General features: G+C 52.2%; 13 protein-coding genes and 1 pseudogene. 4 read left to right on the forward strand and 10 right to left on the reverse strand.

The window, feature by feature from the left end; translation table 11 throughout:
• The 4 genes from AYI87_RS04650 to AYI87_RS04665 form a co-directional block, all read right to left on the reverse strand.
• A complete protein-coding gene (locus AYI87_RS04650) occupies nt 1-1,761 on the reverse strand; it encodes a GspE/PulE family protein (protein ID WP_144200024.1) in 1,761 nt (586 codons plus the stop codon).
• A complete protein-coding gene (locus AYI87_RS04655) occupies nt 1,758-2,924 on the reverse strand; it encodes a tetratricopeptide repeat protein (protein WP_186300550.1) in 1,167 nt (388 codons plus the stop codon). Before AYI87_RS04655 ends, AYI87_RS04650 begins: the two co-directional genes overlap by 4 nt.
• Nucleotides 2,921-3,826 (reverse strand): ExeA family protein, encoded by a 906-nt coding sequence (locus tag AYI87_RS04660; RefSeq protein WP_144200028.1) that lies wholly within the window; start codon nt 3,824-3,826, stop codon nt 2,921-2,923. Before AYI87_RS04660 ends, AYI87_RS04655 begins: the two co-directional genes overlap by 4 nt.
• Nucleotides 3,827-4,231: 405 nt before the next feature.
• Nucleotides 4,232-4,939, reverse strand: coding sequence for an XRE family transcriptional regulator (locus tag AYI87_RS04665; protein WP_144200029.1), 708 nt, complete (start codon nt 4,937-4,939; stop codon nt 4,232-4,234).
• A gap of 1,132 nt (nt 4,940-6,071) precedes the next feature.
• On the opposite strand from AYI87_RS04665, the gene AYI87_RS04670 reads away from it, so the two are divergent.
• From AYI87_RS04670 to AYI87_RS04685, 4 genes are all read left to right on the forward strand, one after another.
• Nucleotides 6,072-6,365, forward strand: a complete 294-nt coding sequence (locus AYI87_RS04670) for a hypothetical protein (RefSeq protein ID WP_144200031.1) — start codon at nt 6,072-6,074, stop codon at nt 6,363-6,365.
• Nucleotides 6,366-6,714: 349 nt separating this feature from the next.
• Entirely contained in the window at nt 6,715-7,071 is a 357-nt protein-coding gene (locus AYI87_RS04675) for a Mor transcription activator family protein (RefSeq protein ID WP_144200032.1), read from the forward strand.
• A gap of 28 nt (nt 7,072-7,099) precedes the next feature.
• Complete coding sequence (locus tag AYI87_RS04680; RefSeq protein WP_144200034.1) at nt 7,100-8,002, forward strand: phage protease; 903 nt, start codon at nt 7,100-7,102, stop codon at nt 8,000-8,002.
• Nucleotides 7,992-8,891, forward strand: a complete 900-nt coding sequence (locus AYI87_RS04685; RefSeq protein ID WP_144200036.1) for a Mu-like prophage major head subunit gpT family protein — start codon at nt 7,992-7,994, stop codon at nt 8,889-8,891. Before AYI87_RS04680 ends, AYI87_RS04685 begins: the two co-directional genes overlap by 11 nt.
• 218 nt (nt 8,892-9,109) lie before the next feature.
• On the opposite strand, the pseudogene mshL reads toward AYI87_RS04685, so the two are convergent.
• The 6 genes and pseudogenes from mshL to csrD form a co-directional block, all read right to left on the reverse strand.
• A pseudogene (gene mshL / locus AYI87_RS04690) lies at nt 9,110-10,657 on the reverse strand (pilus (MSHA type) biogenesis protein MshL); the annotation flags it as partial.
• On the reverse strand, nt 10,658-10,984 hold the full coding sequence (locus AYI87_RS04695; protein ID WP_409928960.1) for an MSHA biogenesis protein MshK: 327 nt from the start codon (nt 10,982-10,984) through the stop codon (nt 10,658-10,660).
• The gene (locus AYI87_RS04700) at nt 10,965-11,621 is read right to left on the reverse strand and encodes an MSHA biogenesis protein MshJ (protein WP_144200038.1); all 657 of its coding nucleotides are present in this window, start codon (nt 11,619-11,621) and stop codon (nt 10,965-10,967) included. The genes AYI87_RS04695 and AYI87_RS04700 overlap by 20 nt, the downstream gene beginning before the upstream one ends.
• Nucleotides 11,618-12,223, reverse strand: a complete 606-nt coding sequence (locus tag AYI87_RS04705) for a PilN domain-containing protein (RefSeq protein ID WP_144200040.1) — start codon at nt 12,221-12,223, stop codon at nt 11,618-11,620. Before AYI87_RS04705 ends, AYI87_RS04700 begins: the two co-directional genes overlap by 4 nt.
• Nucleotides 12,224-13,102 (reverse strand): MSHA biogenesis protein MshI, encoded by an 879-nt coding sequence (locus AYI87_RS04710; protein ID WP_144200042.1) that lies wholly within the window; start codon nt 13,100-13,102, stop codon nt 12,224-12,226.
• Between the two features lie 236 nt (nt 13,103-13,338).
• Entirely contained in the window at nt 13,339-15,249 is a 1,911-nt protein-coding gene (gene csrD, locus AYI87_RS04715; RefSeq protein ID WP_144200044.1) for an RNase E specificity factor CsrD, read from the reverse strand.
• Between the last annotated feature and the right edge of the window lie 30 nt (nt 15,250-15,279).

Raw genomic sequence — 15,279 nt, forward strand, 5'->3', positions numbered from 1 at the left:
TTAGCCCTCAATCTCATGTTGATGGATCATCTCCTGCGAGATGGGTACCTGGGTATCGCTGGCATCTTCGATAAGCTTGGCCACCTCTTCCATAGTGGTCATGCCCTCAGCAAGGTAGTTGAGCGCCGACTCGGCCAGCGGAGTAAAGTTCGGGCTCTGGTAGGCCGCCTGGGCAAACGCCTGGGGGTTACCACTACGCATCGCATCGATCATCTTCTCATCCAGCTCCAGGATCTCGAATACACCGATACGGCCACGATAGCCGCTACCGTTGCAGCTCTGGCAGCCGGTGCCGATACGAAACTTGGCCTGGCTGAAGTCGCGACCGCTGATGCTGCTAAGCCAGGCATGATCGGCGGCGCTAGGATCATAGGGCTGGGCACACTTGTGACAGACCCGGCGCACCAGACGCTGAGCAATGATCACCCTAAGCGCACTGGCCACCAGATAGCTGGCGGCGCCCATGTCCAGCAGACGCAGGGCAGAGGTGACCGCATCATTGGTATGCAGGGTCGACAGCACGAAGTGACCTGTGAGCGCGCCCCTGAGGCCAATTTCGACGGTTTCCTGGTCACGCATCTCACCCACCATGATGATGTCGGGGTCCTGACGCAAGGTGGTACGCAGTACGTTGGAAAAATCTAAGCCTATCTTATGGTTAACTTGCACCTGATTAATACGCGGCAGCTGATACTCCACCGGATCTTCCACCGTGATGATCTTGCGATCGGCGGTGTTAAGCTCACTCAGCACGCCATAAAGCGTCGTGGTTTTACCGCTACCGGTAGGCCCGGTCACCAACAGCATGCCGTGGGGACGTTTGATCTGTCTGCGCACCCGCGCCAGCATCTCGGCCGGCATGCCGGTCTCATCTAAGGTCAGCAGGCCCGCGGACTGGTCCAGCAGACGCATCACCACAGACTCGCCGTGATAGATGGGCATGGTCGACATACGCACGTCTATCTTGTGCCCCTTGATCTCCATGTGGAAACGGCCATCCTGGGGCAGACGCTTCTCTGAGATATCCAGCCCCGCCATCAACTTAAGGCGCAGCACCAGTGCCGAGGCGATGTTCACCTCCTGCAGGGTATTCTCTTGCAGCTGGCCGTCGATACGCTGGCGGATCCTCAGCACCTTGTCACCGGGCTCGATATGAATATCTGAGGCGCGCATCTGCACCGCATCTTCGAAGATCGACTGCAACAGCTTAACCACAGTGGTTTCGTTATCGCTGTCGGCATCGGTCAGGCTGGCGAGATCGAACTGATCGTCGGCGGCATATTCCTCCTCCAGCTTACCGGCGATCTGGGCAATCTCCCCGGTGCGGCGATACAGGTTGTCGAAGGCCTCCAGCAACTGGGTCTCTGTGACCACGGCAATCTTAATTGCCTTGGGCGCCAGCAAGACCTCGATATTGTCCATCGCCTGTAGATCGGCTGGGTCGCTCATGGCCACCAGCACATGGTCGCCATTATCTTCCACCGCCAGGGCGCGATAGCGACGGGCCTGAACCTCGGGCAGAAGATTCACTACTTGAGGCGGAATAGCCCGGCGGCTGATATCCAAAAAGGGAATATTGAGCTGCTGCGACAGAAACTTAAGCAGCTGCTCTTCTGTGATGCAGGAGAGATCGATCAGGGTGCGACCCAGCTTCTTGCCGGTATTTTTCTGCTCGGCCAGGGCCTGGCCCAGCTGTGCCTCGCTGATGATCGCTTCCTGTACCAATAAGTCGCCGAGGCGCATCTTTAACTTGGGTTTCACTCGATATCTCCTAACTGGGCCAGCCGCTGCTGAATAAAATTGCTGGCCTGCTGCGACAAGCCGGATAAGCCTAGGGCCTGACCGTAAGCCTGCTTGGCGCTGGTATATTTTTGCTGGGAATCTAAGGCGTAGGCCAGCCCCATCCACCACTTGGCCTGCGTGGGTTCGACCCTGGCCAGGCGGCGATAACTCTCTTCGGCCAAGGCAAATTGCGATGCCTGCTGGGCAAGATGACTCTGCAGCACCCACTTCTGCTTGGCGAGCAGGTGATCGTCTGGGATAGTGCCAAGCGCCCCCAAGGCCCCCTGGCTATCACCCTGCGCCTCCAACACTTTGGCCAGCATGAGGGCGTAATCAAGTTCCTGGGGATAGCGGGCGAGCCCCTGTTCCAGCACTGTCTTAGCCTCACCCAACTGCCCCTGACCATAATAGAGGGCCGCCAGATGTTGACGCGCGCCGTGCTGGGCGGGATCGAGCCTTATCGCCTCGCTAAAGTCATCCAGCGCCTGGGACTGTTGCCCCCCCTCCTGGGCCGACTTGCCCTGGCTGAAACGTTTCTCGGCCAGCGCCTCGGGCGATAGTTTCACCTCGGTCACCGCCATGGAGCCTGTCGTTTTTGCTCGGGTGGCGTCTGATACCTGCTCGACCCGAACCCTCTGAGGCTTAGCGGCAGGCTTGCTCTCAACAGCTGGCTTGCTCTTGCCCTTAGGCTCAGCAACGGAGTCTTTTTGGGGTGTAGCCACGAGCTCAGCACTAGCGTCGGCACTAGGCTCGACCTTAGCTGTGACCTGAGTATCTGCAATCTGTGAAGCCTCAGCCCTTGGTTTCTCGGCAGGCGCTTTACTCGCTGCCAACTCAGATTCGTTCTGGGTAGTTGGCTCTTCGCTCGCCACAGGCTGTTTGAGTTCGCCGCTGGCGATCTCCTGGGCCAGATTCTGATTATCCTGTTGCAGTGCCAGGTTGGTGCGCTCAAGAGCCGCGTAGCGATCCCACGCCAGATAGCCCATGGCCAACAGCAGTAGGGAGAGCAGCGCGAGTAACAACCAGGGCAGACGCGACTGAGGCGCCTGACGATATTGCAGTGGCGGCACAGGCAGCTCATCCAGCCCATGGGACTGCTGGCGCTTATCCAGATCTTTGAGCATGGTGTTGATGACGCTCATGCCAGCCCCCGGGTAAGCCAAAACCATAGCGCGCCGGCGCACAGTGACACGGCGCCAGCCGTGCCCAGCCACCACTTGGGCAACAGCCCCTTGTCGGCATCCTGAGTGTCGATAATCGCCCCCTTCACGTGGCGTAGGCTCACCCTGTCAGCGCCTTCGCCATAGGCGAGCAGCAGCGCCTTATGGGACAAAATATTGATGAGTCTCGGAATTCCTCTTGCTGCACGGGCGAGGCGCTTACTCTCGCGGGCGCCAAATAGCCCCTCGCCGCGATACCCCGCCACCTCGAGTCTGTGGGCCTGGTAGGCTCGGGTCTCGTCGGCGGTCATGGGCCGCAGTTGATAGCTGAAGGTGATTCGTTGTCTGAGCTGACGAAACTGCGCCTGTTGCAGTCGGGTATCCAGCTCAGGCTGGCCAAACAAGACTACCTGCAGCAGCTTGCGACTCTCTGTCTCCAGGTTGGTGAATAGCCTCAATGCCTCCAGGCTCTCGTCCGGCAGGGCTTGAGCCTCGTCCAGCACCAAAACGATGGAGTGTCCATGGGCGCTCAGCGCAATAAGCTGCTGCTGAATAAGGCTGGTGAGGCGCTGCTGATCCAGATCGGCGCTGTATTTTAGCCCCAGCTCTAAAGCCAGTGCCCAACGCAGCTCGCTGGGACTCAGATAGGGATTGGGCAGATAGGCGCAATGAAAACGCTCGGGAATATCGTTGAGCAGTTTACGACAGATCAAGGTTTTACCCGTCCCGACCTCGCCGGTGACCTTGATAAAACCTTCCCCCGTCTGCAGGGCAGTTTGCAGCACTTGCAGAGCCTCGACATGGGGCGCCAAGCCGAAGAAGAAGCCGGTATTTGGCGTCAGCGAAAACGGAGGCTGCGCCAAATGAAAGTGCTGCAGATACAAGCGCCTACTCCTGTTTCTCTTCTGGGTACCAGCGATCCAGCAGTGCCTTGGAGCGTTGCAGCTCGGTCTGCCAGGTCTCGGCGCCCACCACGGTCGGCTTGAGCAGGATCACCAGCTCAGTCTTACGTAGCGAGTTAGAACGGTTGTATAGGGTCTTGAGTATTGATAAATGAACATAAAAACCGAGAACAAACGAAATTGGCTAAAATTTGGCGAGTAACTTTTCAGTGGAAAGCCCGTGTATCAAGGTTTATAGCCGACGATGGCTCGGTGAGAAATGGTCAGTCATCATCGGGAAACTGAAAAATCGAGGTTTGAGAAATGAGGCGCGGCCATCAAGGTTTGCGCCTCTTACTTTGATAAATGATGATGTCTTGCAACTAGCTTTTAAATCATCTTTAAACACTATTCACCTACATCGCGTGAGATGTGAACTACCTGGCCAATGATTTCAAACTGACTTTGTTCTGTCATTGGGATCTCTATTGGTGGATAGAAATTATTCTCACTGAGTAACAACCACGAGCTAGGTTTAACCTGGATACGCTTAACCCATACCTGGTCGCCATTGCGGATCACGTAGATGTTGCCATCCTTAGGCTGCTTGCGACCAGTGTGTACCACGAGCGTGCTTTTATTAGGGATAGTCGGCTCCATACTATCGCCATTAGCCAGTACCACTGCTAGCTCCTGCTCGTCAAACCCACGCCATTTTAACCATCTACGGCGAAATGCCAGGTACTTTTCAGGACGTTCATTATCTACAAAACTGCCATTACCCGCAGATACCGCCACTTGGTACACAGGAATTAGTGCGTACTCACTGGTAAAGGCGCTCTGGCTCGTTTGGAATAGGGCCATATTTAGCTCTGACACTGCTTGCGGGTCATCATCAGGGGACATTGGGCCTTCGCCTGTAGCTAGCCATTGAAGGTTAACACCGCCCGCCTTAGATATAGCAATTAGATTACCTCTGCTTGGATCTGATTTACCTTCCATGTATTTCCGTAAAATATTGTCAGACAATCCAATCTTGCGAGAAAAAGATCGCGCACTATTGTTTCCGACAACTTTTTTCACTCGTTCCCCAAACCGTCTAAGTTCATCATTCATACATGGACGCCCTGTCTTAGTTATATTCCCGTAGTTATTCATTTTGCAACTTATTGAAAATAAAGGTTTTGTGCAGGCGCGAGATATATTTCTCAAAAAATAAAACTCGGACGCGAACTATCACGCTTGGCCTGCGATTTATTCGTTTTAGCAACAACAGGAGTGCTAACTATTATTCTTAATTAACACTATTAATCGAGGGAGCCAAAAAAATGCGCAAGAACCACTCACGCATGAAAAACGACTGGCACCCTTTGGAATTTCTTATCCAGAGGGTGCCACATGGTTCTTCCTGATATGCGAGTTCCTATAGTGTTGGATGAAAAGGGCCTAAGTTCCTTTTCTATACCATATCCTCTTGGTATTAACTTACCTATTGATTTATTAGGTTTTAACTTAAAATCTGAGCATCGCCATAACAAGTAGAAAAGGAACCATCTTATATGGTTGGTCGGTGCACCTTATTATATGTTGCTTTTAGCTTGTAGGTTAAAACCAAAGAATGAGAGAAGCAACTAACCCAGGGTAACTGCATGAGTACTCATTAATTGACCATGTTCACGATCTCGCCCTGGCAACTAACCTTCAAGCTAAAAAATACACAGAGCACACTCAAACATGGTGTTGTTGACTAAAAGTATTTTTTAGTGACGATGAACCCAGGCTACAGGCTAGAGCCGCTAACTTAGTTGCTCTCTCGCTGCTTTGACCGAAATAATGGGGAAACTTGAAAGTTATATTGATAAACTTGAAACTGACTTTCAAGTTTGTTTTCTGTTCATGGCTCAATTAAAAAACATTAAATATCAACGATATACTTTATTTTTTTTTGGTAAGCATTGAAGCAGCATAACTTGAAAGCCTTTTACTCAGCTTATGCTTAGGAGTTGACCCCTTGGCTATTTAAGCAGTACTATAGACGCCTCTCAAAACACAAAGCGGTATCCGCACCCGTCAATATTGCGGTTTTTTTATGCCTGTAATTTGGCATAAATGCGTCTGAATTATGACGGGACGACAGCCAAAAATATAACACCTTCGGGAAATATTGGCGGCGGCGACTTTGTGGCCGAGAGTGAGTCCCGTCACCCTCATTAAATAGTGACACCTCTCAAAACACAAAGGTAACACTATGAGCAACGTTGAAAAGTTAAAAAGCCATGCCCCCTACCCTCAAATTTGCCCTGTTAGCTGCGCTGTTGCAGAAGTAGCAGTCAAGGCGTTTGAAAACAATAACCTTGCTGATTTAAAATGCATCAGTAGTGATTTATCTAGATTGCATAGTTCGTTAGCCGAGCATATTTCTTCTCTAAGCCCAGGAGAGGCCAGCGTGTTAGTGTTTTCGCTAAATCTTGCCAAGGATGCAGCTGTAGCGAAAGCCTTAGCCATGTTAGAGCAAGTGAATCAATTAGAATTGCGTTCATAATGACATCCAAAACAAGCATGGTGTAGGGTGTGGGCTAAAAATCAGCAAAAGCTTTATCCTTTTCTCTCCGATTAACAAAGAGGCGCATTTTGCGCCTTTTTTGTTTTTTGACGGCATAACTCCTTAATCGTGATTTAAGCGACTATTCACCGCAAAATGCAGCAGAGCGTTAAGCATCCTATAAAATCGCTTCTAGGCGAATTTAAACAGGGTTTAAACGGGTGGTTGCTTGTTACTTCGATTGAATTCCTTGCTGTGCTCCCGCCTTAAACCCTGAAACCTTTCATATCCCTATTTTCGTGAAACGTTTTAGGCTGACACTTAATGAAAACAGTGAATAGGACTAGCAATGCATTGTGATGACATATCTGAATCTGATTTAGCTCATTTACGTCAAAGGTATCCTGAAACATTGGCCTTTCTCGTGGATCTGTTTGATGCTCGGTTGAAAAAAGAAGGGATTGATGCTGCTGGTTTAGCGGATAAGCTCATTCTTGAGCTGGCTTTTTATGGCGGCGGTCGTGATTTTTATGTGCCAAATGGTGCCCGGTTGAAAGCAGCGTTGAAAGCTATCCATATATACCGTGAGTTTAATGGTCGTAATACTAACGAGCTGGCCTTTAAATATTGTTTTACCAGCCGACGAATTGACCAGATTATTCAAGAGCAAAGAGCTATTCACTCAAAAGCCAATTTAAAAAGTTAACTACCTTGGTTAAGGCACAGGTATACCCATGAATCAACCGCATAATCAATTATTTTCAACAACTGCGCTATCAGAGCAAACGTCAGATACTCCTAGCCGGATTAAGTTGTTGCCCATTGAGCGCCGTTTTACGGCCACAGATGGTCGCCAATTTTTGTTAGAGTCGCCAGAAGAGGTCGTTGCTAATTCCATTCGACAGAGCGTGGAAATGAGTATCGACTATGAACACTCATTAATGAGTGACTCAACAGAACCCAAACCAGCGGCTGGATGGATAACTAATCTAAGAGCCGAGTCAGACGGGATTTATGGCGATGTAAAATGGACACCTAAAGCACAAGAAATGGTGAAAAACAAAGAGTATCGCTACTTATCGCCCGTTTTGTCATTTGAAAAACATGAAGGGGAAGTATTAGCCATTAGACGCATCGTGAACGTGGCTTTAACCAATAACCCCGCACTGGAGATGATGGCATTTTGTCATGATCAATCTCTGAAAAACTCACTAGAAACCGTTGGTATTAAAGAGATTGCATCGCTGCTTAATGTTGATGCCAACAGTTCGCAAGAGTTAATAACTGCGTTAAAAGCCCATCAAAAAACAGAGGCGTTAGCGGCGTGTAAGGCTGATGTTGAAAAAGTCATAATTGAATTTGTTTTCCCTGCATCTTGCCGTTCAGAGTTGCTAGTGCTGAGAGAATCCCTCGGAAAGGAGCATTTTTCTAGTTTAAGTCAAAAGTTGTCAGATGGTGGTTTTGGTTGGGCGCATCTTAAGGGCAAAACACAAACTGAACGGCTGGCGGCCAATGGGCGGCTACCGAACAGCCAATACCACTATGGATTAACTGAGCGCGAGATACAGGCTTGCAGCCTAACAGGCGTTAAACCAGAAGATTTTATAAAGACTAAGGAGTTGAATAATGACTACTAATTTACGCGAAGCGTCAACAGCATTTGCTGCGCGATTCAGCAAAGGGCTAACGGATAGCGATGATCAGCTTTATACTCAATTGGCAACGGTTATTCCTTCCAGTGCGGCCTCAACAGGTTACGGCTTTTTAGGGCAAATTCCTAAAATTCGTGAATGGGTTGGTGATCGTATTATTCATAAGCTCGCCGATTTTGAATATGAGATTAAAAACAAGCTGTTTGAATCAACGGTAAGTGTATCTCGCACTGAGTTTGAAGATAACGATTATGGAAAATACGGGATTCTATTTGAGGATTTCGGGCGCGAAGCGAACGCTTTCCCTAATGATTATGTCTTTGAATTGTTGGCAAATGGAGCCTCAAGACCTTGCTTTGACGGTCAAAGCTTTTTTGACACCGATCATCCTATAGGAATGAGTGGGGGTGAAGTGGTCTCGGCAAGTAATTACTATACGCCAGTAGACCCCCAGACTAAACAAACCCCTTGGTTTTTACTGGATACCTCCAGAGTGATTAAACCGCTTATTTGGCAAGAACGCGTTGCACCTCAAATCCAGAAACCTAATGCAGATGAAGATTCTAAAGTCTTCCTACAGGATGAATATCTGTATGGTATTCGGGCGCGTGGAAATGCGGGATATGGGTTCTGGCAGCTTGCGGCCATGTCCGACTTAGAATTAAACGCGGATAACTTTAATACCGTTTACGAGGGCATGACAAGCCTGAAAGGTGATAACGGTAGTCCGTTACGCATTCAGCCTAAAGTATTGGTTGTGCCGCCATCTTTGCGCCAGAAAGCCCACGAGATCATCAAGCGCCAATATTTAGAATCAGGCGAAAGTAATATCAACTATGAAATCGTTGATGTGATGATAGCCCCTTATTTGTAAGCGTTTAGGGTGTGGTCGGCCTTTTTGATTCCTTCTGTCGATCACGCCCGCTTTTATGCGGTATTAATAATACTTCAAAGACGGTTTTTAAAGCAGTATAGACTGGCTAAACGAAGCTTCACTTTCACAATTTTAGGCTTCTTTTTTTTGATAAATAACTAATCTTCTGCTTTTCAAAACCATCCTATTTCATTTTCAAAACCAAGCGGCGCGATACAACGGTTGGTAAAGGCTTCGCCCAGAAACGGAATATCCCCCAGCAGCGGCACCTTAGAGACCAGCTCGATATTCTCGCTCTTCATCAGGCCGCCGATCACCACCACATCGCCAGTATTGGCCTTGATGACAGTGTCCGACTCGCGGATCTCGCTCTGGGCCAGCGGCAGCTCGAGTGTGCTGTCTGATACCTTGATCGACTTGTTCTGTTCCTTGATGTCGATAACCGACGGATGGATGTGCAGCAGCACACTACCCTCCTCGTCGATCTGCGGGGTCACGTCAAGCGCGATGCCCGAGAAAAACGGCGTCAGCTCCACTTCCGGCGTGGTGACAGGCGTGGTGCCCGCTACCGTGGTCGAAGACACATCTGTCACGAAATACTCGTCGCGGCCCACCTTGATCACCGCCTTCTGGTTGTTCGAAGCGGTCACCCTTGGGCTGGACAGCACATCCACATCACCCTGGGTATCGAGCAGGTTAATCATGGTGCTGAAGTCTTTGCCCTTAATCTGCAAAGAGGTGATGCCACCAATGGCCGAGGTGATCACATCTCCCAGGCCATCGGGCGCCTGCGAGGTACCAAACTCGACGCTGTTGTTGCCGCTTTGACCCAGCACGCTTTCCCAGTGGATCCCCTGCTGATAACCGTCAGACAGGGTCACCTCGAGCACCTTGGCCTCGAGGATCACCTGACGCTGCAGATGGCTCTCGGCGGTCTTGAGGAAGGTCTTCACCTGACGCAGCTCGCTGGGAAAAGCCCTGATGGTCACCAGGCCCGCCTGCGGGCTGACGACCACCTGACGGCCGTCACCCGTGGTGCCTATAATAGACTCCAGCGTCTCTTTCAGCTCACCCCAGAAGTCTGTCTTGGTCTTGGAGCGGATAAAGGTGCCGTTGGTGGTCTCGTTACTATTGTTGCTTTTGCCGTCGCCACCATTGTTGTTCGAGTTATTGTTGTTGTAATTATTGCTGTTGTTGCCGTTGTTATTGCGGTTGTTATTGTTGTCCGAGATCCGCCCTGAGTTCACCGAGGTCAGCGACAGGCCCTGGCGCTCCATGTAGAGATAGTTGAGCGGGAAGGTCTCGGTGCGCATGCCCGCAGGGAAGACACGCAGGATACGTCCTTCTCGGCTCACCTCGTAGCCATAGATATCTTCGACCACCTGCAGCGCCTCGCTCAGGGTCACCCCCTTGAGGGACAGAGAGACTGTACCTGTCACGTTAGGGTGCACGGCCACGCTCAGGGGGGTGCCCTGCACCAGGCTCGGGAAGAAGACCTTGGCATCGACATCCTTGGCCGACACATCGAAACGTCGCTCGCTCGGCTGGCTTGGGGTCAAGGAACCTAGCAGGCTCGATGACTGCAGCTCACGCTGCACAGAATCTGGCATCACGGCCGCCGGTGGTGGCGTTTGTGGCTTATTCTGCGCCGCGGCAATCGAGCTATCGATCGCCGATTTCGACTCGACAGGCTGGGGACGATCCGTTGTCTGACAGGCGGCTAACATCAGCACGAGCAGAGGTGTTATGGTTTTCATCGCAGTCATTTATTGTCCCTTTGTCGCAGTTACTTCTGGGTAGAGCTTGAGCTGGCGGCCATCGGCAAGCCAGACACCCTGCTTAGTGATGCGAGTGATCCTCACACCTTGTACCCTGTCACCCGTGGTGAATGTCTTGTTATTGATAATGGCCGTCGCCGATTGGTCTGTGATTATCAGGCTGTTGAGCACCAACTTACTTCCGCCTTGATGCTGCGCCGAGCCTATTGCCCCCGCACCTGGACGGGTCGGATCCCTCAGGGTCTGGGCCGAGGCCTGAGTCAGCCCAAGGTACAGCAGCGCCAGCAGGCAAACACTAATCTTGATTCGCAACACTGATAAAGTCCTTGTTAATACTGAGTGTGTAGACCTCTAACATCACCTCGGCCTTAGGATAATCGCCCACCACATAATCCAGTTGGCGCCAATAGAGCTTATTGGGCATGGCCTCGACCGCCTCGATAAACTTGAGGGTGGCAAAGTAATTTCCCTCGAACGCCAGCTTGATGCCGTGGCTATAGAGATTGAGTTTGTTCTCATCCCCTAATGCCAGCAGTGGCTTAGGCGCCAGAGACTCGAAACTTTGCAGGCGTATCCCCTTTACCCGACCCAGCAACTCACCGAGCATGGTCGGCATCTTGTCGGCGGGCACCATGTCGACCATCTGAAACGACAGTTGCTGGTCGAGATCCTTGGCTTGCTGTTGTAGCCCCGCCAGACGCTGACGATATTCCTGATCAGGGTCGGTCGCCAGAGTCTGCTGATACAGGTCAATCTGTTGCTCTGAGATACGGTTCTCTGCGGTTAAGGCCTTGATATTACTCTGCACACGGCTGCTCTGGGTCAGCAAAGACTCGAGCGGCAGATAGAGCAACATGCCGATCACCACCACGACCGCCACGGCGATCATCACCCGCTCGCGCTGACTCAGTTGATCGAAGGCTTCGCCCCAGCGGGCTATCTGCTGTTTCATTTCGCCTGCTCCTCATCGCGCTTGCTGCGCAGCACAAATCCCAGCGGCTGCTTGTCGCCCCGGTTCATGGTGAGCGTGCTAAAGGCCTGCCCCTTGAGGGGCTCAACCCCTTGCAGGCGTGCCAGCCAGAGGGGGACTGCGTTGGGCGCGGCGCTAAAGCCTTCGAAGACAAACTGATCTTCCTGCACCTGGATGCGGCTCAGCCAGAGTTGATCGTCGGTCACCCGTGCAAGGCCGGTCAGCAGGGGAGAATAACCCTTGCTGGTGAGGGTCTCCACATGGGAAAGTTCGCCGAGCAGCAGACGCTTGAGTTCCACCTGCTGCGATAGGAGATCCACCTGATGCACCAATGCCTGAGAAGCGCTACGCTTGGCGATGGCCTGCTCGAGCTGCGCCTTCTGTTGGTCGAAGGCGGCCTTGTCGCTGAGTAGCTGATGCTTGTCGGCCTCCAGGCTTCCCAGATTAAGATAGGCCAGTAGGTTCGCGGCCAGCAGCAAGACAAAGAGGCCGAAGCCAAGCTGTAGCAGACGCGTAAAGGAGAGGCGCAGCCTTGGCGGTAACAGGCTGGCAGTAAAGAGATTAACCCGCAGTTTTGGATTCATCTAGGCAGGCTCCTCCGTTTGACGTTCAAGCTCGGCCAATGCCCATTGGGCCAACTTATCCTGCACCTGATCACAGGCGATCACCTCGACGGCCTGATCGAAGTTCCGACCCAATAGCTGAGCCAGCATCTGACGCTCGCCGTCCATCAGCAGGGTGATAGAGGCTACCGGCGCCTGGCGCAGCTGGCTCTCGAAATAGTCCATGGAGCGCTGCAGCTCCAGGCTAAGGTTATCGGCAACGTTAAGCTGCAGATCTTCGCTGGAGACTCTATCTATCTGACTAAATCCGCGGATACGGCGCTGCATGTAGAGCTGCCCCTGTTTCACCACGGTCAGCAACAGCTCGCTCCCCGGCTTATGACAAAGCACCATGTGCGCCAGCTTATCTTCGGCGCCATAGTTACTGATGGCCATCTCTTCGATGCTGATCCCGGCAATAGTCACCTGGTGCTTATCCGCCGCCTTGACCAGCGCCTGCAGCATGGCCTTGTTGACCGCAACCACAGTCACCTTGTTGTTGGTGGACTCTGGCGACTCAAAGTAATCCAGATGCAGGGACTCGACGGGCTCCGACACCATATCCTTGATTGACCAGATAAGCGCCTGATGCATCTCCTCGGGCTGCACCATAGGCTTGTCGACCACCAACAGCTGGTAGAAGTCCTCGCTGAGCACGAGTTGCAGATGAGGCGCAGGGATCTTGTCGGTCAGCGCCTCAAATACGCCAGACCAGTCATCGCCCGCCAGGGGCAGTGAAAATGAGGTGTCGCTGTCGCGCTGGAAGAAGGTCACAGCGGCGGCGTTGAGGTATACGCCTAAATCGACTCTATCGTGCTTGGTTTGCCAGAAGGCAAATTTACTCAAAAGACTATTTTCCATTTAAGGCATATCCACCAATTTGATACTCACGCGCCATGAGTGTCCCAAATCGCTCTACCTCAAATGCCGGATGGATATTGCCTCGAGGAAAGCGTCAAAATAATAGCGTTATTGTAGCGACTAATCGCCTAATTTTATAGAAAAAATCTAACATCAATCAGATACACTCAGATAAACATAGAACAGTAACCCTGCCCTAACAAGCCCTTATCAGGCCCAACAGGGAGATAACAAAATCACGCGGCCTCGAGGGGGTCGCTAAAGAAACTGCCCTGTCCTGCACTCACCCCTAAAATCTTCAACGTCTGCCACTCCTCCAACGACTCGACACCTTCGGCAAAAACCTGCACCTCGGTACGATAGAGTCCGCCGATAAGGCTTCTGACAAACAATTGATTCTCTTGGCGTAAATGTATCTGTCGCACAATAGATCTGTGCAGCTTAATCAGATCCACGCGGCAGGATTGAAGATACTGGGTGCTCACCACCTGCTGCCCTACCCGGTCGACACACAGGCTGGCACCCATCTTGGCGATCATATCCAGCGGCGCCTTCAGTTTCGCCAGGTTATTCACCAGGATATCTTCGTTGATCTCGAAGATCAGCCGCGGCGTCAGGTGACGATACTCCAGCAGGGTCGTCTGTAGCCAACGGATAAAGGCGCGGCTGGTAAGCGTATCCAGAGAGAGATTAATACTGTATTTCCGCTTGTTCTTGGGTGACTTGGGTAACAGATCGAACAACACGGCCTCGATCACCTGACGCTCGATCTGGGGGATCAGGCCGCACTTGATCGCCATGGGCAAGAACAGGGTGGCGCGCACCAGATTGTCGCTGCTATCGCGCAGACGACAGGAGACCTCGCTGTGGTGCTCCTTGCCATCGCTGTCGAGTATCGCCTGGGTGAAGGGCACCACGCGCTTGTTGACCAGGGCATACTCGAGGAAGCTGCGCCAGCGCACCGAGCCTCTGGCAAACTCCTCGTCCACCGCGCCCTTGTCATACATAAACCAGCCGCTGTTGCCCTGAAACTGGGCCGCCCGCAGCGCCATCTCGGCCTCTTCGATCAGCTGCTCCTTGCTCTCGCCCACCTTGAAGTAGGCGACGCCGATATGAAAGAAGTCGTCGCGATTATTCACCCCTTCCAGAGGCTGACTCAGGCAGACCTTGAGCAGCCGCGCGGCCAGCTTCTCGGCATCGGCCAGGGAGATCTGCGGCACCACGATGGCAAACTGATTGTAGGAGCGACGGGAGAAGATGCTGTTGGCCTGACTGTCCAATAGATGACTGATGCCGCCTATGGTCTGGGTGAGCAGCTCCTGAATGCTGAACTCATCTGCTTCCTGCTGTAAGAGATCCAGATCTTCCATCTCCAGCAGTAGCAGCACCCCGGGCGCCATCATGCCATCCTTGTTGCTCAGGGCGTCCAGGCGGTTCTTGAGGAACAGGCGATTACCTATGCCCGACTCGGGGTCGAGGAAGGTGTTGGAGCGAATAAACTGATCGAACCTGGCACGCTGCTTCTGGGCATCATCCAGCTCAAGCAACATCTGGGTCAAGGCGCGGTTGATAAGCCTTGGACGGCCATGGCCCGTCTCGGCCAGCGCCTTGTCATAATCTCCCGAGAGGATCAGATGACTGCGCTTGGCCAGATCTTCTATGCCCTGCAGCTGCAGCGCCAGCCAGAGGTAGCCGCGGCGCACCAGCAGGCCTACCGCTATGCATCCCACCAGGAACACCAGACCGCCGTGCCAGCTGATGTTGTGCAGCAGGAAGGGCTGAGGCAGGCTGATATGAAAATGCAGGTCTAAGGTCTCGTTAAGTACCCTGTCGTAGTTGACCACACTCTGATCATGATTACCCCGGTCGAAGCGGTACAGCGTCTCATCACCCCGGATCAGGGTAAATTTTTGTGCATCGTAGGCGGCCAGGATCTGCGGCAGCCAGATATCCAGGTGCTGAAGCTCGTGCCTCACCTGATGCTGCAGCAGCATCTCTTCCAGCTCTGTCATCTGTTGCTGTTGAAACTTATAGGTGAGCTGAATGAAACTGACCAGGGCGGTAAGCAGAAAGATGAAGGCAACCGCAGCGAGGGAAAGCAGCCAAAAGCCGGTTAACTTCTTGGTGAGGAGTTGTGTCAATTTCATTTCCGCTTCCTGCAGGATTATTATTATTTT

Source organism: Shewanella sp. KCT, assembly GCF_007636505.1.
In the GTDB taxonomy this organism is placed as follows: domain Bacteria; phylum Pseudomonadota; class Gammaproteobacteria; order Enterobacterales; family Shewanellaceae; genus Shewanella; species Shewanella halotolerans.